Here is a 20,728-nt window from a genome sequence, read left to right on the forward strand (position 1 = left end):
CGCCGCGTTGCCGTCGTGTATGTGCCTGTTAGCGGCATCCGTCGGCGAAACTGAAGCTGAAACAGAAGGCGCGCAGAATGCAGGGCGCGTGCGGCGTTCGCCTATACTTTTTCGAATGGTCGGGTTAATGCCTATGAAGGCGGGGCGCGCAAGGCTTTACGCTCCACTAAGGCGCAAGAAAACCCGTCGCCCAGGCGCAACAACGTTCCCCGCTCATAACGGAGGCGCTCGATGGCAACAGTCGCACAGGTTCTCAACTCGAAACCCGACCACACGGTCTATACGATTGCCGCAACGGCGTCGGTCTTCGATGCGATCAAGATGATGGCCGACAGGCAGATCGGCGCGGTGATCGTCACGGAGGGCGATGAAATCGTCGGCATCATGACCGAGCGCGACTATGCGCGCAAAGTCGTTCTGATGGACCGCGCGTCGAGGCAGACGCCCGTGCGCGACATCATGACCTCGCAGGTGCGCTACGTGCGCCCCGATCAAACCACCGACGACTGCATGGCGCTCATGACCGACAAGCGCATGCGCCACCTGCCGGTGATCGACGGCGGCAAGCTCGTCGGCATGATCTCCATCGGCGATCTGGTGAAGAACATCATCTCCGAGCAGCAGTTCACCATTCAGCAGCTCGAGTACTACATTCGCGGCGAGCATACGTAAGCGCCGGTCGGCGTTCCGGCTGTAAGCATTTCGTTATAATCGGCTGACTTTGCGCGCGAGCGCGGAGTCCGCCGCGCCGCGCATTTTTGCGCGCGGATAACGAAGGAGCGCCGCCGATGACCCCGACAGCCGCATCCGCCGAAACAGCAAAGACGCTTGCCGCAGGCGCGCCGTTCCTCATCGTGATGAACGCGGGCTCGGGCCGCCGTCAGGCCGACGCGACACGCGCCGTGCTCGAACGCGAACTCGGCGCGGCGGGCAGGCGTTTCGAGTTGCGCGTCGTCGACGATCCGCGCCGCCTCGTCGGCGTCGCCCGCGAAACCGCGGCGGCGGCCTGCGCGCAGGACGGCGTGCTCGTCGGCGCGGGCGGCGACGGCACGCTCTGCACGGTCGCGCACGCCGCGCACGACGCCGGTTGCCCGTTCGCGGTGCTGCCGCGCGGCACGTTCAACTACTTCAGCCGCGACCACGGCATTCCCGCCGACCTCGACCAATCGACGCAACTCCTGCTCGACGCGCGCGCGTATCCGGTGCAGGTCGGCTTCGTCAACGGGCGCATGTTTCTCGTCAACGCGAGTCTCGGCCTTTATCCGCGGCTGCTGGAAGATCGCGAAATCTACAAGCGGCAATTCGGACGCAGCCGGCTCGTCGCGCTGTGGTCGGCGCTGTTCACGCTGCTGAAGCCGCATCGGCACTTGCGTCTGCATATCGATCACGACGACGGCAGCACGACCGACATTCGCTCGTCCACGCTCTTCGTCGGCAACAACCGGCTGCAGATGGAGCAGATCGGCATGCCGGACGAAGCGCGCGCGCTGGAACAGGGCTTGCTGGTCGCGATTGCGCCCCGTCCGGTGGGGCGGCTCATGCATCTGTGGCTGTCGCTGCATGGCGCGGCGGGGCGCTTGTCGGATTCGGATCATGTCGTGAGCTTCACGTTCGAGCGCATCACCGTGATGCATCCTTCCAAGCGGCGCAGGCCGGTCAAGATCGCGACCGATGGCGAGATCGCGAAGCTGAAAATGCCGCTCGAATTCCACGTGTCCGACAAGCCGCTTCTTCTGCTCAAGCCCGAACCGACGGTGGCCGAAGCGAATCGCTCATGACCTTGCTGTTGCAGATTTCCGATACGCATTTCGGCACCGAGCGGCCGCAGGTCGCCGCCGCGCTCCTGCGTCTCGCCGGTGCGCTGTCGCCCGATCTCGTCGTGCTTTCGGGCGACATCACGCAGCGCGCCCGCAGGCATCAGTTCGACGCGGCGCGCGCCTTCGTCGATGCGCTCGGCGCAACCCCGACGCTCGTCATCCCCGGCAATCACGACATTCCGCTCTTCGATCCGCTCGCGCGGCTGTGTTATCCGTATGCGAACCATCAGCGCGCGTTCGGCGCCGATCTCGAACCGAGCTTCGAATCGGCCGAACTGCTCGTGCTGGGCGTGAACACGACGCGCGCATATCGTCACAAGGACGGCGAAGTGTCGATGCGGCAGATCAGGCGCGTCGCCGCGCGTCTGGAAGCGGCGGGCGCGGCGCAACTGCGCGTCGTGGTCACGCATCAGCCGGTGGCGGTCACGCGCGCGCAGGACGAAAAAAACCTGCTCCACGGACGCGAGCGCGCGGTGCAGCGCTGGGCGCGCGCGGGCGCGGATCTGATTCTCGGCGGGCATATCCATTTGCCGTACGTGCTGCCGCTGCACGATACGTTCGCGGGCGTCATGCGCCGCATGTGGGCGGTGCAGGCGGGAACGGCGCTGTCGCGGCGCACGCGCGGCACGATCGACAATTCGGTGAACGTGATTCGCCACGACGCGCGCACGGGCGACGGCGGCGCGCGGCAAACCACGGTCGAGCGCTGGGATTATTCGGAGACGAGCGAAGCGTTCGAGATGATCGCGCGCCACGATCTCGTGCTCGACGGCGCAAAGCCCGAGATCGCGCTCACGCTGTCCGGATGACGAGTTCCGCGAAGCCCGTCGCGGCGTCGTGCTCGCGCGTGTAGCGTTCGTCCGGCAGGTTCGCGACGACGATTTCCGCCGTCGTGCGCACGATGCAGCCCGGCGCGACGTGGCCGCCGGTCACGCGGCCGTCGGCGTCGGAGAGGCTCGTGTGCAGGTGCGGACCTTGCGCGGACAAGCTGCCGGCGAGTGTCAGGATTTCGAGGTCGCCGCGCAGTTCGGCCGCTTCCTCGCGGCCCGCGAACCGCAGCCGCGCGACGCTCAGGCTGCCGATTCCCTGCAGCACGAAAGCCGCCGAAAGTCCGTGCGTGCGGAATGCGTGGTCGAGCGCGGCGCGCAGGTCGTCGCCGGGTGACAGACGTAGGGTCATCGCATGCATGAATGAAAGACTCCGGGCGGATCGCATTCAAGACTACACGCTCGCGAATCGTGATGGCATCATGGGCGCGACCCGAAGTGGCTATATCTTTCCATGGAGACGCCATGAGTTTCGAACTGACGATGCTGGCCTGGACGCTCGTGCTCGCGCTGGTGCAAGTGTTGCTCCCGGCCGTAGTGCGCAATCGCGAAGTCGGCCTGCGCTATCAGGCCGGCCCGCGCGATGCCGCCACGCCGCCGCCCGGCAGGCTTTCCGGCCGCCTGATGCGCGCGCAGTCGAATCTGTTCGAGACCTTGCCGATCTTCGCCGTCGCGGTGCTGATCGTGCACGTGACGGGGCGCGAGAACCCGCTCACGCATTACGGCGCGCTGGCGTATTTCGTCGCGCGCGTGGTTTATGTTCCGCTCTACGTGGCGGGCGTGCCGTTCGTGCGAACGCTGGTGTGGCTGGTGTCGGTCGTCGGCATCGTGCAGATTCTCGTTCCCATCATCTGACGAGAGGAGTGAAAGGCAATGACCGATCAACCTTCGACCATCGAGATCGAAACCGCGCCGAATCCCGAATTCGCCGTCATCCTGATGCACGGCCTGGGCGCCGACGCCAACGACTTCGTGCCGCTCGTGCCCGAGTTGCGTCTCGCCGATGCCCCCGCCATCCGCTTCGTCTTTCCGAATGCGCCGGAGATCGCCGTCACCGCCAACAACGGCTACGTGATGCGCGCGTGGTACGACATTCTGTCGTTCGAGGGCATCAACCGGCGCGTGGACGAGGCGGGCATCGTGAAGTCGGTGGAGCGCGTGCGCGCGTTCATCGCGGAACAGAACGCGCGCGGCATTCCGAGCGAGCGCATTTTCATCGCGGGCTTTTCGCAGGGCGGCGCGATGGCCTATCACGCGGGCCTCACGCATCCGGAAAAGCTCGCCGGGCTGATCGTGCTGTCGGGCTACATTCCGTCCGAAGGCGTGATCGACGAATCGCTCTCCGACGCGAATCGCTCCATTTCGATCTTCGCCGCGCACGGCAATTTCGACGACGTGCTCAACGTGAGCCTCGGCGAGCAGGCGTGCGAATTCGCGCGCGCGCAGGGCTGCGACGTCGAATGGCACACCTATCCGATGCCGCATTCGGTCTGCATGGAAGAAGTCGAGGCGCTGCGCCAGTGGCTCGGCGCGCGGCTAGTTGCTTAGGGTTCGGGCGAAGAGATCGAGCACGGCGTCCGCATCCACGCCGATGCACACATCGCAGGCGGGGCGCGTGTCCCAGTCGGGCGCAGTTTCGGGCATCGACAAGGGTTTTTGTATCGTCAAACCCGTCGCGATGCCTTCGGTGAGCACGCGCACCGGGCCGCGGCGCGTTGTGTAGAGTTCGCGCGCGACGACGAACGCCGCCGCCGAATAATCGTGCGCGTAGATGCCGCGCGACATGCCGCCGTGCGCGTGAAACCGCTCGTAGAAGCGCGACACGTCCCACACGAAGCGGCCCGCAGCGCCCGCTTCGTCGCGCAGGGATGCGAGGAACGCCGTCGTCATGACGGTTTCGTGCGTGACGTCGAGGCCGACGATCGACATTTTCCACGGCGCGCCGAAGACGATATCCGCCGCGTGCGGATCGGCGTGCATGTTGGCTTCGGCGGCGGGCGTCGCGTTGCCGAGCGTGCCGTGAAAGCCGAACGCGCCGCCCATCACGACGACTTCACGCACGAGCGTGGCGATTTCCGGATCTTCCTTTAGCGCGAGCGCGAGATTGGTCATCGGGCCGACGGCGAGCAGCGTGATCTCGCCGGGATTCGCCCGCACCGTATCGACGATGAAGCGATGCGCCGCGCGCCCGTCCGTCTGCTTGTCCACGCGACCGATGCGCTCGACATCGCCGAGCGCATCGTTGCCGTGGATGTGCGCGATCGGCTCCGGCGCAGGCTGTTGCAACGGCGCAGCCGCGCCGCGCGCGACCGGCACGTCCGGCGCGAAGCGCGACGCCAGATACAGCGCGTTCGTGGTCGTCGTGTCGATGCCTGCATTGCCGAACACGCTCGTGATGCCGGCGAGTGCGATATCCGGATGCCGCGCCAGGAACAAGAGCGCGAGGGCGTCGTCGATGCCCGGATCGGTGTCGTAGAGGATCGTGTGCTTCGTCATGCGATCGCGGTGCAAACGCCTGCGATCAGCGCGAGCATGCCGCGCCGCAGGTCCGCCGGGCTGACCGGCTTGGAGAGCACATCCTGCTCGCACGCGAGCGGCACGATGCTCGCCGCCGGTTCGCCCGTCACGACGAGACACGGACACGGCCGCCCGAGCCGCGCCGCGCCGAGCATCGCCACTTCGCGGGCGGTGGCGTCGCGCAGCCGGAAGTCCGTGATGATGAGATCCGGGAAGCGCTCGATGTCGCCGAGAATCGAACGGAATTCTTCGAAGCTCGCGGCGGAGTCGTAGAGCACGCCCCATTGCGAAAGCAGCGCTTCGGTGGAGGCGCGCACGAGGCCGTCGTCTTCCACGAGCAGCACGTAGCGCCCCTTGAGCTGCGCCATTTCATCCGCGTCGGAACGCGCCGGCGCGCGCGCCGACGGCTTGTCGGGCGACGGCCCGCACAGCGGCATTTCGAGCGAGAAGCGCGAGCCGCGCCCTTCGGTGGACTTCAGTTCGATGCGATGCTGGTCGAGCATCGACATCACCGCATTGACGATCGACAGCCCGAGGCCCAGCCCCTTGTCGCGATCCTGCTCGGGATTGTCGACCTGAAAGAACGGCTGGAAGATCGCATCGAAATAATCCGCCGGAATGCCGATGCCGTTATCCAGCACGTCGATGCGCGCGCGCGTCGCGGAACGCACCACGCCGACGATCACCGTTGGCTTCGACGACTTGCTCTGATCCGCGTACTTGATGCCGTTCGACACGAGATTCGCGACCGCGCGCCCGAGCCAGTGCGCGTCGCTGCGCACGCAGACCACGTCTTCCTTCGGCAGCCGCAGCCGCAATTCGACGCCCCGGCTCATTGCGAACGGACGCAACTGCTCGGCGGCTTCCTCGACGGTCTGCCGCACGTCGAACACGTGATAGCGCGGCACGACGCGGCCCGATTCCAGCCGCGACAGATCGAGCACCGCGTTCAGAAGCCGCGCGAGAATCACCGACGAGCGCCCGCATTCGTTGATGAGCCGCTCGGCCTGATCGAATTCGCCGTTGCGGATGGCTTCGGCGGCGGCCTGCAGAAACAGGTTGAGCGCGTGCATCGGCTGGCGCAGGTCGTGCGTCGCGGCGGCGAGGAAGTTGGACTTCTCGCGGCTCGCCGTCTGCGCGGCGATCATCTGCTGTTCGCGCAGCGCGAGCAGCGCGTTCGTCTTGTTCTCCTGATCCTTTTTCGACACTTCGAGCTCGCGATTCTTGCGTCCCAGCGAAACGTTGGCGGCGCGCAATTCGTCATTGAGCGACGCGAGCGCGCGCTCCGAACTGTAACGCTCGCGCGAAACGCGTTCGGCGTGCGTGCAGACGCCGTGCCCCACGACCACGACGTTGAACATATAGAACAGCCCGGCGAAAAAATCCTCCGGGTTGAGCAGATGAATGATGACTTGCAAAACGACGATCGACGCCAGCGTGATGATCCCGGCGGTCAGCGCGACGCGCGAACGCAGGTAGAAGAAGCTGAACTGGAAGAAGAGCGCGAGACACAGCCCGATGAAGTGCTGCGTGTAGTTATAGGGCGCGGGCGTGATCGCGACCATTGCGAGAATCAGGCAGAGCAGCCCGTAAATGCCCGTGAGAATGATGCGCTGCGAGCTCGCGTGCGAGCGGAACGACGGCCGCAGCACCAGCACGCCGACGAAGAACAGCAGCGCGATACCCGCGAAGCGCAGCGCGAGGATATCGGCGAGGCGCGAGTCGAGCGCCTGATTGCCGCGCGCAAAGCTGAAATCCCACCAGAGAAAGCACGTCCAGATGGCGAGCGCAAGCAACGTCGACGCACGCCGGAACGCGCAGAAACGCTGACTGTGGTCTTCGAGGAACTGCGCCTCCAGCGCGGGATCGGAAAACGGCGCCGGAATCGAGAGATTGCGCACCAGACTCGCGCCGGCCTCACGGGCGGCCGCGAGAAGCATTCCTGAATTGCGCACGCGGGCGGCGCGTTGCGGTACGGCCATCTTCATGCTCGCTCACGGAATCGGGATATCTACTTTAGGCCAATGCGGTCATACAAATACGCCTTTTTTTAGCCATCAGCCGTTATATCCGGAAATATCGCGTCTTTTTCGAGGCGTGTTCTGGCGGTATGCGGGAAGGCCCAGCGGAGGAGGGAGGAGATCCGAGCCGATCGGCGAGCGAGTGATTCGCGCCCGCCGATTCGAAGGACAGCCACATCAAATGCCCCCCGCACGATGACGAGGGCGAAACTTCGGATGGCCGTTCAGCTTTTCGGCTTGGCCTTGGTGCTGCGCTTCGTGACCTGCATTTCCTTCGCGCCTGCAGCTTTCGCGGGCGATGCCTTGCTGCCGGCCGTTTTCTTGCGGCTCGACATTTCGGTTTCGGCGGGTTGGCTCGCTTGAGCCTTGCGTGGGGATGGCATGCTGACCTCCTTCAGTGTGTGTCCATATCGACACACTGATAACCATAGGATGCGCTCAGCCGGTATTCAAGAGCCGGCGGGGCGTGCGCGCAACGCTTGCGCCAAAAAAACTTCTGAGGACGAAGCATTTCGATGCGATGCGATGCGATGCGCGGCGCGTCTCGTGGTCAGCGGATGAGCTTCAATCCCGCAGGCAGCGTTTCGCCGAAGACGCGGCCTTCGTCGGCGCGATCGAGTTCGACGGTCTCGCGGACCATCGCGATCCACGCCTGCGCCGCGCCTATCGTTTCGAGGCGTTGCACGACGGCCGCGCGCGCCTCGCCGGGCAGGTCGCGCGAGCGGTCGCCGGTCATGCGCGCGATCTGCACGGCGGCGAACGCGGCGGGATCGACTTTCTTCCAGTCGAGCGCGAGAATCGAATCGAGCCACATGACGGCGACTTCCGGCGGCACGACGCCGTGCGCGCTGCCATAGAAGGGCGCGCGCGCACCGATGCGGCCGACCGCCCACCAGCTCTGCACGTTCTCCGAAGGCTTTTTCAGGCGCGTGAGCAGCCACTCGCCGACTTCGATCTTGCGCTCGACGGGCACGCGCTCCAGCGACGCCGCGAGCCGGACCATGTCCTCGTAGCCCGCGCGCGCCGCGCCCGCCGCCTTCCGATAGCGGCTGGTTCCCGGCGGCTGGAGCACGAAGGCCATGTCGTCCAGGAGGCGCAACTGCGCCGCTTCGGGAAGACCGCCGGCGGCGCGGCGCCACAGCGTCCACCATTCGGACCAGATCTGGCTTTCGTTGCTGTACTGGATGCCCTGATCGAAGAGCGTCCACAACTGCTCGACGCGCCATTCGTCGAGCGGATGCCCGAAGCCCGGCCGCATGCAGTAGCCCGCGAGATTGAGCCACAGGCGCTCGTGATCGGCGCTTCGGCGGCGCTTCTTCGCGCGCTCGAACAACGCGCCGAACAGTTCGCGCAAAAGCGCGATGTCCCACGTGTCGCGCGCGCCGAGCGTCTGTTCGAGCTGCGCGCGCAGGCGTTTGGCTTCCTTCGGGCCGACGTCGTGCGATTTCGCGCCGAACGTGCGGTCGATGAGTTCGACGGCTTTCGGCAGCGCCGGATGCGATTCGCTCGCGGCGTCGTCGCTTTGGGGCGCTTCGCGGCGTAGCTGAAATTCGAGCAGCCAGCGTTTCGCGGGATCGTCGACGGCGATGCAATGCATCTCCAGCGTGCCGACTTCCGTGAGCGATGTCGTCAACTGAACCGCGGTTTCGCGCGCTTTGCCTTTGTCGGCGGCGTGCGGATCGACCACGGTCGCGACCGGCGGCAGACGCACGAAATCGCCCGATGCGGCCGCGAGGTCCGCCAGTTCGCCCGCCGCGAACGCCGTTTCCGTCACCGACGACGCCAGGTGAAAGCGCACCGGCGCGCCGAGCGTGAGCGCGAAAGTCCGGTCGGCGAGATGGATCGGCTGGCCTTCTTCCGTGCCGCGCGGCAGGACGCAGACGCCGCGCATCGCGGCGTCGTCGTCTTCGAGCAGCAAAAAGAAGCTGCGCGCCGAGCCGCCGCCGATCTTCGGCGCATGGCCCGCGCGCGCGAGCGCATAGGCGACCGCGCCGCGCGCGACCGCGACATCGGGATCGCCGTTCGCGAGCACGTTGACCGCTGCGCCGCGCCAGCCGGAAAGCGTATCGGCGATGCGGCGCGCGAGCGGTGCGGCGCGAAACACGCCGCCGTTCAGCAGCAAGGTGTCCGGAATGGCGATCGTTTCATCGCTCGCGCCGAGCGCCTTGCGCGCCTCGCCCGCGTGCTGGCCGAGAAAGGCCGCGATGTGCCGCGTGATGGCCGGGTCGCTCGCATACGGCAGCCCGAATTCGACGATGCCGCCGCGCGCACGGCCCGGCCGGTCGCTCGCGGACACCATCGGAAAGAAGCCGTCGACGATGATTCGCTCGATTTCGTCGCGCGTGACATCCGCCGAACGCGCGCCGCCGACGAGCTTCGCGCCCGCGCCGAGCAGCGTGATCGACGCGGAATCCGGCGCGTTTGCGCCGAGCAACTGCTCTTTCGCGGCGCGGCAGCGCTCGACCAGTTGCGACAGGCGCGCGGCGGACAGGCGCGCGTCGCTGTCCGCGAGACGCCGCTCGACGAGATGCGCGAGCGCGAGATCCATGTTGTCGCCGCCGAGCATCAGATGGTTGCCCACGCCGATGCGCGTGAGCACCGGCTCGCCGTTTTCCATCGCGACCTGGATGAGCGTGAGGTCGGTCGTGCCGCCGCCGACATCGACGATCATCACGAGCCGCGTCGCGGCCAATTCGCCGGCGAGCGTCTCGCGATGGTGAAACAGCCAGTCGTAGAACGCGGCTTGCGGCTCCTCCAGCAGCCGCAGCGATTCGAGCCCCGCCATGCGCGCCGCTTCGAGCGTGAGGGCGCGCGCGCCTTCATCGAACGAGGCGGGAACGGTCAGCACGACGTCCTGCGCGTCGAGCGGCGCGTCGGGAAAGCGCTCGTTCCACGCGGCGTGCACGTGCGCCAGATAGCTTGCGCTCGCGATCACGGGCGAGATTTTTTCGACGTCGTCGCCCGCGCCCCACGGGAGAATGGGCGCGAGGCGATCGACCGCCGCATGCGACAGCCAGCTCTTCGCGCTCGACACGAGCCGTCCCGGCACATTCGCGCCGAGCTTGCGCGCGAAAGTGCCGATGACGGCGGGCGCTTCCATCTCGCCCCACGGCAATTGCAGATCGGCGGATTTGAGTTCGCCGGGCGCGAAGTGATAGCGCAGCGAAGGCAGCAGCGGCCGCGCGGCGACTTCGCCCGCGCCGACGAGCTGGTCGATCTCGAACACGCGGATATCGCTCGATCCGGCCGGCGCATACGCGACGACGGTGTTGCTCGTTCCCAGATCGATGCCGACGCTGTACCGCGCGCCCGAGACCTTTTTCTTGCGCGCGGACACTTACAGGCCCATGCCCTGATCCGCGCTCACGCCGCCGCGCACGTCGAACTCGACTTTCCAGCGCTCGGACGAACCGCGCGGAATCGCTTCGAGTTCGAGCGTGCCCGCTTCGGTCACGCGCGCATGCAGCTTGACGGGCACGACTTCGCCGGGCGTGCGGCCTTCCGGCGGCAGCGACGCCTCGATCTCCTCCAGTTCCTGCAATTCGTCCGGCTGCCAGTAGTCGAGAAGCGTGCCGACCTGATCCTGCCGCCGCACCGACGAGCCGAAGAAGCGGAAATGCACCGGCTCGCCGACGACGAGCCCGAATTCCTGCGCGGGCAACTCGGCGTCGGTGCCTTCCTCCATGCCGAACGGCGCGACACACAGCGCCTGGACGGGCGGCTCCAGTCCGGGCACGGCGGGCATCGCCGATTCGACCGCGACGTAATACGCGCGCGCCGTGCCGCCGCGAATGCGCACGCCTTTGCCGCGCCGCACGTAACCGTAATAGGCCGCGCCGCGCGCGACGGCGAGATCGAGGTCCGCGCCTTCGAGCAGACGCGCGGGCGGCGCGTTTTCGGCGGCGAGCCACGAGTTCAGCGTCGACATCACGCGCTCGACGAGCAGCGGCGACTTGAAAACGCCGCCGTTGAAGAGCACGACGGTCGGATGCAAAAGCGTCGCGCCCGGCGGCGTTTCGTGCCGCAAGCCTTCGACTTCGGCGAGCGCGTTGACCTGACGGCCGAGGAACGCGGCGAGATGGCGCGTGACGGCGGCGTCCTGCGCGTAGGGCAGACCGAGTTGCGTGAGACCGACGCGCGCGCGCGAAACGGGCCGCGCCGATGCATCGACTTGCGGAAAAAAGCCTTCGAGCAGGATTTGCGTGAGTTCGGCGCGCGTAAGCTCGGTGCGCAACGAACCGCCGATCAGCTTCGAGCCGCGGCTCGGCACGACGAGCGGCACGGCGTCGGCGGACGGATCGGAAAGCAGCGTTTCCTTCGCCGCGCGGCACGCGTAGGTGAGGGCGCGCAACTGCCACGGATCGGGCTGCGTGCCCGCTTGCGCGAGCTTGCGCGCGACCGTGTGCGCGAGCGCGAGATCCATGTTGTCGCCGCCGAGCAGAATATGTTCGCCGACCGCGACGCGATGCAGTTCCAGATTGCCTTCGCGCTCGACGACCGCGATCAGCGACAGGTCGGTCGTGCCGCCGCCGACATCGACGACGAGAATCACGTCGCCCACGTTGACCTGCTTGCGCCAGCCGCCGCTCGACTTCTGGATCCAGCTATAGAGCGCGGCCTGCGGCTCTTCGAGCAGCGTCATGCGCGTGTAGCCGGCGGCCGCGGCGGCTTCGGCGGTGAGTTCGCGCGCGGCGGGATCGAACGACGCGGGAATCGTCACGGTGACGTCTTGCTGATCGAACGGCGCGTCCGGATGCGCGTGATTCCACGCTTCGCGCAAGTGCGTGAGATAGCGCACCGAGCTTTCCATCGGCGACACGCGCTCGACTTCCTCGGGCGCGTCGGACGGCAGGATCGCCGCGCGCCGGTCGACGCCCGGATGGCACAGCCAGCTTTTCGCGCTGGAGACGAGCCGGATCGGCGTGCCCGCGCCACGGCTTCGCGCCAGCTCGCCGACGATGAACTTGCGTTCCTGCGTCCACGGCAGCGTCAGATCGCCGGGCGCGAGTTCGTTCTCGTGCGGCAAATAGAGGAACGAGGGCAGCAGATCGCGCTCTTCGGCGGCGCCGGGCGCGGTCAGTTGCGAGATCGGCAGCACGCCTTGCGCGGTCTTTTCGCCGTCGCTCGCGCTCATGTCGACGTAGGAGAGCGCGCAATGCGTCGTGCCGAGATCGACGCCGATGGAGTAGCGCGCGTGGTTTTCGTTGCTGTCGATATCGCTCACAGTTCCACCTCCGCCGGCGCGACGATGCTTGCATCATGGGACGGCGCGAGCTTCGGCAGGCGCGTGTCTTCGACCTTCCAGCCGCGATGGCTGACGTTGCCGCTGAAGGGCGGCTTGCCGACGACATTGCCCGTCAGACGGACAGCGGCCGCATCGAAGCCTTCCTGCAATGTGACGCGGCTGCCTTCGGCTTCCGTGCGCACGGGCTTGATCGTGAAGTGTTCGCGCAGCACCGCGCGGCAGCCGTCGTGCACGAGGCGGGCGGCCGCGCCGATATCGGCATCGCTGTAATTGGCGATGTCCTCTTCGACGAAATCGATGAAACGCGCATCGCGTTGCAGAAGGCCGAGCAACTGAAGCGCGGCGACCGGGCTTGCTTCCTTCAGCACGGACGGCGCGGGTGCGGGCGCGGGCGCCGGCTGCACGGGCGCGGCGGCGGGCTTCGGCGCTTCGGTCGTGAAATCGGGCGCTTCGGGCGCTTCGCGCAGGCGCTGCACGCGGCCCGCGAACGCTGCGTTGCCCAGAACGCCGAAGAAGACGCCGAAGGCAATGCCTATCCTGCCGAAAAAGCCTGGATTCATGTCGGTCATGTGATGCTCCTGTAGGCCGCGCGAGGACGACCCTATCCTCGGGCGGCGCGGGTGGCCGGTGTTCGGTGCCGTGTCGGCGGGGGTGAAGCCGGGAATGCTGCAGGTGAACGCTAACGGCGTTTATACCGTATCCCGGTATTTTCCATGATGTCGCGGCCCGGCCGGAAAAAACGCGGGCGCGGCGCGCGGCGGCGGGCCACATTCTCGCGATTTGCGCCGCCAAGTCAAGGCGCGGCGCGGGTTTCGGGGGCGCTCAGGCCTTGTAGCCGATCTTGCGCAAGAGGTCCTTGCGCCACTGGACGTCTTCGGCGGTCTCCACGCCGAGCGGCGGCAGGCCGTCGACCACGCCGACGATCCCGCGCCCCTGATCCGTCTGCGCGACGAGCACCTGCGTCGGATTGGCGGTCGCGCAGAAGATGCGGCAGACCTCCGGCACGGCCTTCACCGTATTGAGCACGTTCACGGGAAAGAAGCCGTCGCCGAGCACGATGATGAAACTGTGCCCCGCGCCGATGCTTTGCGCATTGCGCGCGGCCATCTCGACGAGCCCGTCGTCGGTGCCCGACGTGCGCACGAGCCGCTTGCCCGACGCCTCGCAGAACGCGAGCCCGAAGCGAATGCCCGGCACCGCGCCGACGAGCGCTTCGTGCAGATCCTCGACCGTCTTGATGAAATGCGACTGGCCGAGGATGAAGTTGGTGTCCTCGGGCTTGTCGATGGCGATGGCGAGCAGTTCCATGGCGAATCTCCGGTGCGCGCTGGAGATTCCATGGTAGGCGCTTTTCTACGCGCGCATTTCGAAGCCCGCGAGATACGCCGCCGCATCGCCGCCGTCCCAGACGCGGGCATCGCAGAACGTGGCTGCGTGCCGCTCGGCGGGCAGCGCGACGCCCGCCGCCTGCGCCGCGTCGCGGTACAGCGCCGTCTGATTGACGCTCGCCGCGATGCCCGCATCGTCGATATCGGCGTCGAGCAGGCCCCAGCGCCGGTATTGCGTGATGAACCACAGTCCGTCCGATACGCGCGGATAGTTGACCGCGCCGCCATCGAAGAAGCGCACCGGCAGCGCGCGCGCAGCGCCGCCGTCCGCGGCGACGAGGCGCGGTTCGATCAGTCGAGACGGCACGCCGAGCAACGTTTCCGACGCCAGCGCCTGCACGATCTCCGTGCGATGCGCGGTCGAATCGAGCCATGCGCACGCGTCGAGCATCGTGCGCACGAGCGCGCGCGCCGTCGCCGGATAGAGCGCCGCGAAATCGCGCCGGCACGCGAGCACTTTTTCCGGGTGATCCGGCCAGATCTCGCTCGTGTACGCGACCGTTCCGCCCGCATTGCGCGCCTCGGCGACCGCGTGCCACGGCTCGCCCGCGCAGAAGCCGTCGAGCGCGCCTTCGACGAGCGCATCGGCCATGCGCGGCGGCGGAATCACGACGCTCTGCACGTCGCGCAACGGATGCACGCCGTGCGCCGCGAGCCAGTAGTAGAGCCACATCGCGTGCGTGCCGGTCGGAAACGTCTGCGCGATGACGGGCTTGCGTTCGAGCGTTCGCAGCGCATCCTTCACGCTCGCGCCGCCTCGAATCGCATCGGCGAGCGGACGCGACAGCGTGATCGCCTGACCGTTGCGATTGAGGACCATCAGCACCGCCATGTCCGCTTGCGGCCCGCCGATGCCCAGTTGCACGCCGTACACGAGCCCATAGAGCGCGTGCGCGGCGTCGATTTCGCCGGAGAGCAGCTTGTCGCGCACGGCGGCCCACGACGGCTGGCGGCACAGTTCGATCGCGATGCCGTGCCGCGCGCCGAGTTCGCGCAACGCGGCGACGGCGAGCGGCGCGGCATCGGAAAGCGCGACGAAGCCGAGCCGCAGATGCGTGCGTTCGGGCGGGGAAGAAGTGATGTTCATAAGATGTCGAAAAAGCTAGAGCAAGTCGGACAGCGCGAGCAGTTGGCGCGCGATCTCCGCGACCTTCACGCCCTGATCCATCGCGCGCTTGCGAAGGGCCGCGTAGGCATCGTTTTCGGACATGCCGCGCTTGTCCATCAGCAGGCGTTTTGCGCGATCGATGACCTTGCGCTGCGCCAGTTCATCCTCGACTTGCGCGAGACGCAGACGCAATTGTTCTTCATGCGCGAAACGCGCGAGCGCGACTTCGATGATCGGCGCGAGCCGCGCGGGCGCGAGCCCTTCGACGGAATACGCGGTAACGCCCGCGCCGACCGCCGCGCGGATGAATTGCTGATCCGCGTCGTTGCTGAACATCAGCACGGGACGCGGCGCGGCCTTGTTCATCACGGCGAGTTGTTCGAGCGTGTCGCGCGAGGGCGATTCGGTATCGATGATGACGACATCGGGCTTCTGGCTCTCGACGGCCTCGTGCAAGGCCGAAGGCGCGGCGACTTCGGCGAGCATGTCGTAGCCCATGCGCGCGAGTTGCTCGCGCAGATCGCCGATGGGCTTGTCGGTGTCGGTGACGAGAAGTACGCGCAGCATGCGGGACGCGGAACCCGCTTCATGCGGCATGAGCGAAGCCTTTGGCGCTTGCCGCGCGCGCCGCGAATTCAGCCGCTTCTCCGATCGCGCCGCCGACGAGAATCACCGCGGGACTGCCGAGCCCGGCGGCGACGGCTTCATCGGCGAGCCGGCCGAGCGTCGTGGCGAGCCGCTTCTCTTGCGGCGATCCCGCGTTCTGCACGACGGCGGCGGGCGTGTTCGAAGGCAACGTGTCCATCAACGATGCCGTGAGGCTCGCGATACGGCTCATGCCCATGTAGATCGCGAGCGTGGTGCCGGTGGCGGCGAGCGCGGCCCAGTCGGGCTGACTGTGATCCTGCATGTGCGCGGTGACGAAGGTCACGCCCTGACAATGATCGCGATGCGTGAGCGAGATGCCGAGACCCGCAGCCGCCGCGAAGCCCGACGACACGCCGTTGACGATATCGACCGGGACATGCGCTTCACGCAATGCGGCGATCTCTTCGCCCGCGCGGCCGAAGAGCAGGGCGTCGCCGCCTTTCACGCGCACCACATGCAATCCCTTCTTCGCGTAGCGCTGCATGAGGCGCTGAATGAACGCTTGCGGCGTCGACTTGCAGCCGCCGCGTTTGCCGACGCGAATCACGCGCGCATGCGGCGCGAGCGTGACGATGTCGGCGTTGGCGAGATCGTCGAGAAGCAGGATGTCGGCGGACGCGAGCGCTTTCGCGGCGCGCAGGGTCAGCAGGTCGATATCGCCGGGACCCGCGCTCAATAGAGTGACTTTGCCTTTGATGGTGTTCATCGTTGCTTACCTGTCCTGTGGGCGCATCGGCGCGGCAAACGCCGATAGCGTCCGCTCGTGTCGCTGCACGATGGGGACGCCTTTGTCCTTGCTCTTCCGATTCGAGAGGCCGCGAACGCCGTTGCCCGCAGTGCTTTTATCAATGCAATAAGCGGGCCATTGTGCGAAAACGGTTGCAGAAGCGATGTTCATCGCACCGCCCTTGTGCGCGAACGCGGCATACGGCACCGCTTCGGCGCGAGCGTGCGTCGTTCGAGTGACGAAGGGATTAACCGGTTCGTACAGAACCCGCGCACGTCAACAGTGCTGCGTCGCACCATCGCTGTGCCCGTCTGCATCGAAACGCGCCGCGATGCGCGTGCGCACACGTAGTGCATGTATTCCGCAAAGCCATATGCATCGGGGATTTCAAGCCGATGCGCAATGCATGGCACAGCCCTTGCCTTATGTCTCGCCATCGGATCAACGGCGATCCGCCCTGAATACAGCGCCCGGCACGTGAATATGTGCGGGCATCGGACAACGGCGTCCCCCGCATCGGCTTCCCGGTCGAATGCGCGGGACGCCTTTCTTTTTTGCGGAAAGACGATGGACAAAGCCACCCGGATCGATCTCTTCAGCATGCGCAGCGCGCCGATGCGCGCCTTCCATCTCACGTGGATGGCGTTCTTCGTGTGCTTCTTCGCGTGGTTCGCCTGCGCGCCGCTGATGCCGCTCATCAAGCGCGAGTATGGCCTCACTGCGGATCAGGTCGCCAACATCAACATCGCGGCCGTCGCCGTGACGATTCTGGTGCGCCTCGTCGTCGGTCCGATGTGCGATCGCTTCGGACCGCGCAAGGTGTACAGCGCGCTGCTGCTCGCCGGTTCGGCGCCCGTGCTCGGCGCGGCGCTTTCGACGGGCTACGACAGCTTCCTCTGGTGCCGTCTCGCGATCGGCGCGATCGGCGCGAGCTTCGTCATCACGCAGTACCACACGTCGGTGATGTTCGCGCCGAACGTCGTCGGCACCGCGAACGCGACGACCGCCGGCTGGGGCAACGCTGGCGCGGGCGCCGCGCAGGCGATCATTCCGCTCTTCGTCGCGGCCGCGATCGCGCTCGGCACGGGCGAAGCATCGGCATGGCGCGTCGCGCTCATCGTGCCGGGCATCGCGATGCCGGTGATGGCGTTCTTCTACTGGCGCTATACGCAGGACTGTCCGCAGGGTGATTTCGCGACGCTGCGCCGCGCGGGCATCGCCATCGACGGCGGCAAGAAGGGCGGCTGGCAGAGCTTCCTCACCGCATGCGCGAACTATCGCGTGTGGATGTTGTTCGTGACGTACGGCGCGTGCTTCGGCGTCGAAGTGTTCATCCACAACATGGCGGCGGTGTACTACGTCGATCACTTCAATCTCACGCTCGGTCAGGCGGGCATGGCGGCGGGCAGCTTCGGCCTGCTCGCGCTCTTCGCGCGCGCGCTCGGCGGCTGGCTTTCCGATAAAGCGGCGGCGAAGAAAGGCCTCGATATCCGCGCGACGCTGCTCTTCGCGCTGATCGCGGGCGAAGGCATCGGTCTCTATGCCTTCGCGCATGCGTCGAGCGTCGTGCTCGCGATCGTCGCGATGCTGACGTTCGGTCTCTTCACGCATATGGCGTGCGGCGCGACGTACGCGCTGGTTCCGTTCATCGATCGCAAGGCGCTCGGCGGCGTGGCCGGCGTGATCGGCGCGGGCGGCAACGTCGGCGCGGTCGCGGCGGGCTTTCTGATGAAGGGACTCGGCAACGCGCAGGCGACGCTCTCGATGCTCGGCGTGGTCGTCGCGGGCACGGCGCTGTGCGCGCTCGCGGTGCGTTTCTCGCCCGAACACAAGGCACGCGAGGCGGCGTTGCGCGAAAGCGCGCTCGCAGCCAACAACGTCATTGCGAACTGAAAAGGCATCCTAATGAAAATCGTCGTCATCGGGCACGGCATGGTCGGCCACAAGTTCCTCGAATGTCTCGCCGGGAGCGGCAACGAAGCGCTCGACGTGACGGTGCTGTGTGAAGAACCGCGCGCCGCGTATGACCGCGTGCATCTGACCGAATTCTTCACAGGCAAGAGCGCGGATGAACTTTCGCTCGTCGAAGCAGGCTTTTTCGAGCGTTCGGGCTATGGATTGAAGCTGAACGCGCGCGCCGTTTCGATCGATCGCGCGGCGCGCACCGTCAGCGCTTCGACCGGCGCGGTGCTGAGCTACGACAAGCTCGTGCTCGCGACCGGTTCCTATCCGTTCGTGCCGCCCATCGACGGCAAGGATCGCGAGGGCTGCTTCGTGTATCGCACGATCGAGGATCTCGAAGCCATGCAAGCCTTCGGCGCGCGCGCGAAGACGGGCACGGTGGTCGGCGGCGGTCTGCTCGGTCTCGAAGCGGCAAAGGCATTGCGCGACATGGGGCTCGAAACGCATGTGATCGAATTCGCACCGCGCCTGATGGCCGTGCAGGTCGATGACGGCGGCGGCCGCGTATTGCGCGCAAAGATCGAAGAGCTCGGCGTTACGGTGCATACCGGCAAGAACACGCTTGCGATCGTCGAAGGCGAAGGCGCGGTCAACCGCATGAACTTCGCCGACGACACGCATCTCGACACCGACATGATCGTGTTCTCCGCGGGCATTCGTCCGCGTGACGACATCGCGCGCGCCGCGGGCCTTACGATCGGCGCGCGTGGCGGCATCGTGATCGACGACGCCTGCCGCACGAGCGATGCCGACATCTTCGCCATTGGCGAATGCGCGCTGTGGAAAGGGCAGTTGTTCGGCCTCGTTGCGCCCGGCTACGACATGGCGCGCATCGTCGCGAAGCAGATCATCGGCGAGGAAGCGGCGTTCGCGGGCGCGGACATGAGCACGAAGCTCAAGCTGATGGGTGTCGATGTCGCGAGCATCGGCGATGCGCACGGCAAGACGCCCGGCAGCCGCACGTATCAGTACAGCGACGAGCGCCGCCAGGTCTACAAGAAGATCGTCGTGTCCGATTGCGGCAAATTTCTGCTGGGCGGCGTGATGGTCGGCGATGCGAGCGAATACGGCACGCTGCTGCAGATGATGCTGAACAGGATCGAGTTGCCCGAAGCGCCGGAGTTTCTCATCCTCCCGCAAAGCGATGGCAAGGCGAAGCCTGCGCTCGGCGTCGAAGCATTGCCCGACGGCGCGCAGATCTGTTCGTGCAACAACGTGAGCAAGGCGGAAATTTGCGCGGCCGTTTGCGCGGGCGCGACGAGCATCGGCGCGATCAAGTCGTCGTGCAAGGCGGGCGCGTCGTGCGGCGGCTGCGTGCCGCTCGTCACGCAGGTGATGAAGTCGGAGATGAAGCGGCAAGGTCTCGCCGTGAACAATCATCTGTGCGAGCACTTCCCGTATTCGCGTCAGGAGCTTTATCACATCGCGCGCGTGGAAGGGCATCGCACGTTCGCTGCGCTGCTCGCGAAGCACGGCAAGGGGCGCGGCTGCGATATCTGCAAGCCGGCGGTCGCGAGCATTCTCGCATCGTGCTGGAACGAATTCGTGCTGAAGAAGGAACACGCGAGCCTGCAGGATTCGAACGACTACTACCTCGCGAACATTCAGCGCGATGGCACGTATAGCGTCGTGCCGCGCATGCCGGGCGGCGAAGTGACGCCCGACGGACTGATCGCGGTCGGGCAGGTCGCGAAGAAGTACGGCCTCTATACGAAGATCACGGGCGGCCAGCGTGTCGACATGTTCGGCGCGCGTGTCGAGCAGTTGCCGTTCATCTGGGAGGAGCTCATCGCGGCGGGCTTCGAGTCGGGTCATGCGTATGGCAAGGCGCTGCGCACGGTGAAGTCGTGCGTCGGCTCGACATGGTGCCGCTTCGGCGTCGGCGATTCGGTCGGTCTCGCGATCGAACTGGAGAATCGCTACAAGGGCCTGCGCACGCCGCACAAGATCAAGTTCGGCGTGTCGGGCTGCACGCGCGAATGTGCCGAAGCGCAAGGCAAGGACGTCGGCGTGATCGCGACGGAAAAAGGCTGGAACCTTTACGTCTGCGGCAACGGCGGCATGAAGCCGCGTCACGCCGAACTCATCGCGTCCGATCTCGATCACGACACGCTCGTGCGTTACATCGACCGCTTCCTGATGTTCTACGTGCGCACGGCGGATCGCCTGCAACGCACGAGCGTGTGGCGCGACAACCTCGAAGGCGGCCTCGATTATCTGATCGACGTGGTCATCAACGACACGCTCGATATCGCCGCCGAACTCGAAGCGGAGATGCAGCTCGTCGTCGATACGTACGAGGACGAGTGGAAGAAAGCCGTCACCGATCCGCAGACGCGCAGGCGCTTCCGCCACTTCGTCAACAGCGATGCGGGCGATGCGAACGTGACCTTCGTGGAAGAGCGCGGCCAGATTCGTCCGGCCACGCTGGAAGAACGCAAGTCGAAGCTCGTTGAAACCGTTTAATG

18 protein-coding genes are annotated in these 20,728 nt (G+C 66.3%); 7 read left to right on the plus strand and 11 right to left on the minus strand.

Translation table 11 applies throughout. From position 1 onward, the window contains the following. Window positions 1–231 precede the first annotated feature (231 nt). From NOV72_RS01625 to NOV72_RS01635, 3 genes are all read left to right on the plus strand, one after another. Window positions 232–672 carry a CBS domain-containing protein gene (locus NOV72_RS01625; protein ID WP_106852825.1) on the plus strand — a complete coding sequence of 147 codons (441 nt, stop codon included), beginning with the start codon at window positions 232–234 and terminating at the stop codon, window positions 670–672. 116 nt (window positions 673–788) lie between these two features. Beyond that, window positions 789–1,778, plus strand: a complete 990-nt coding sequence (locus NOV72_RS01630) for a diacylglycerol/lipid kinase family protein (RefSeq protein ID WP_106853226.1) — start codon at window positions 789–791, stop codon at window positions 1,776–1,778. Beyond that, window positions 1,775–2,626, plus strand: coding sequence for a metallophosphoesterase family protein (locus NOV72_RS01635; RefSeq protein ID WP_106852826.1), 852 nt, complete (start codon window positions 1,775–1,777; stop codon window positions 2,624–2,626). Before NOV72_RS01630 ends, NOV72_RS01635 begins: the two co-directional genes overlap by 4 nt. Here the strand turns inward: NOV72_RS01635 and NOV72_RS01640 are convergent. Beyond that, window positions 2,610–3,005: a PPC domain-containing DNA-binding protein gene (locus NOV72_RS01640; protein ID WP_106852827.1), complete on the minus strand. Its 396-nt coding sequence runs from the start codon at window positions 3,003–3,005 to the stop codon at window positions 2,610–2,612. The genes NOV72_RS01635 and NOV72_RS01640 overlap by 17 nt on opposite strands. A 104-nt stretch (window positions 3,006–3,109) precedes the next feature. Here NOV72_RS01640 and NOV72_RS01645 point away from each other — a divergent pair, with 104 nt between their 5' ends. Continuing rightward, window positions 3,110–3,499, plus strand: a complete 390-nt coding sequence (locus tag NOV72_RS01645) for an MAPEG family protein (protein WP_106852828.1) — start codon at window positions 3,110–3,112, stop codon at window positions 3,497–3,499. Window positions 3,500–3,517: 18 nt separating this feature from the next. Further along, entirely contained in the window at window positions 3,518–4,192 is a 675-nt protein-coding gene (locus NOV72_RS01650) for an alpha/beta hydrolase (RefSeq protein WP_106852829.1), read from the plus strand. Here the strand turns inward: NOV72_RS01650 and NOV72_RS01655 are convergent. From NOV72_RS01655 to cobA, 10 genes are all read right to left on the minus strand, one after another. Continuing rightward, window positions 4,181–5,140 carry a nucleoside hydrolase gene (locus NOV72_RS01655; protein ID WP_106852830.1) on the minus strand — a complete coding sequence of 320 codons (960 nt, stop codon included), beginning with the start codon at window positions 5,138–5,140 and terminating at the stop codon, window positions 4,181–4,183. The genes NOV72_RS01650 and NOV72_RS01655 overlap by 12 nt on opposite strands. Continuing rightward, complete coding sequence (locus NOV72_RS01660) at window positions 5,137–7,149, minus strand: hybrid sensor histidine kinase/response regulator (RefSeq protein WP_245932852.1); 2,013 nt, start codon at window positions 7,147–7,149, stop codon at window positions 5,137–5,139. The genes NOV72_RS01655 and NOV72_RS01660 overlap by 4 nt, the downstream gene beginning before the upstream one ends. 257 nt (window positions 7,150–7,406) lie before the next feature. Continuing rightward, on the minus strand, window positions 7,407–7,565 hold the full coding sequence (locus tag NOV72_RS32135; RefSeq protein ID WP_181290786.1) for a hypothetical protein: 159 nt from the start codon (window positions 7,563–7,565) through the stop codon (window positions 7,407–7,409). Window positions 7,566–7,732: 167 nt separating this feature from the next. After that, window positions 7,733–10,519 (minus strand): Hsp70 family protein, encoded by a 2,787-nt coding sequence (locus NOV72_RS01665; protein ID WP_106852831.1) that lies wholly within the window; start codon window positions 10,517–10,519, stop codon window positions 7,733–7,735. Beyond that, entirely contained in the window at window positions 10,520–12,406 is a 1,887-nt protein-coding gene (locus NOV72_RS01670; protein ID WP_181290787.1) for an Hsp70 family protein, read from the minus strand. Then, window positions 12,403–12,996 carry a DUF2760 domain-containing protein gene (locus tag NOV72_RS01675; RefSeq protein WP_106852832.1) on the minus strand — a complete coding sequence of 198 codons (594 nt, stop codon included), beginning with the start codon at window positions 12,994–12,996 and terminating at the stop codon, window positions 12,403–12,405. Before NOV72_RS01675 ends, NOV72_RS01670 begins: the two co-directional genes overlap by 4 nt. A gap of 253 nt (window positions 12,997–13,249) precedes the next feature. Continuing rightward, window positions 13,250–13,735 (minus strand): adenosine-specific kinase, encoded by a 486-nt coding sequence (locus NOV72_RS01680; RefSeq protein ID WP_106852833.1) that lies wholly within the window; start codon window positions 13,733–13,735, stop codon window positions 13,250–13,252. A gap of 45 nt (window positions 13,736–13,780) precedes the next feature. Beyond that, window positions 13,781–14,902 (minus strand): CmpA/NrtA family ABC transporter substrate-binding protein, encoded by a 1,122-nt coding sequence (locus tag NOV72_RS01685; RefSeq protein ID WP_106852834.1) that lies wholly within the window; start codon window positions 14,900–14,902, stop codon window positions 13,781–13,783. A 15-nt stretch (window positions 14,903–14,917) separates the two neighbouring features. After that, window positions 14,918–15,490 (minus strand): ANTAR domain-containing response regulator, encoded by a 573-nt coding sequence (locus NOV72_RS01690; RefSeq protein WP_106853229.1) that lies wholly within the window; start codon window positions 15,488–15,490, stop codon window positions 14,918–14,920. 19 nt (window positions 15,491–15,509) lie between these two features. After that, window positions 15,510–16,277, minus strand: coding sequence for a uroporphyrinogen-III C-methyltransferase (cobA, locus tag NOV72_RS01695; RefSeq protein ID WP_106852835.1), 768 nt, complete (start codon window positions 16,275–16,277; stop codon window positions 15,510–15,512). Window positions 16,278–16,865: 588 nt separating this feature from the next. Between cobA and NOV72_RS01705 the strand changes: the two genes are divergently transcribed. Continuing rightward, window positions 16,866–18,191, plus strand: a complete 1,326-nt coding sequence (locus tag NOV72_RS01705) for an MFS transporter (protein WP_106852837.1) — start codon at window positions 16,866–16,868, stop codon at window positions 18,189–18,191. Window positions 18,192–18,203: 12 nt separating this feature from the next. Then, window positions 18,204–20,726 (plus strand): nitrite reductase large subunit NirB, encoded by a 2,523-nt coding sequence (gene nirB / locus NOV72_RS01710; RefSeq protein ID WP_106852838.1) that lies wholly within the window; start codon window positions 18,204–18,206, stop codon window positions 20,724–20,726. Window positions 20,727–20,728: the final 2 nt, after the last annotated feature.

This window comes from Caballeronia novacaledonica, assembly GCF_900258035.1.
GTDB classification, from domain to species: Bacteria; Pseudomonadota; Gammaproteobacteria; order Burkholderiales; family Burkholderiaceae; genus Caballeronia; species Caballeronia novacaledonica.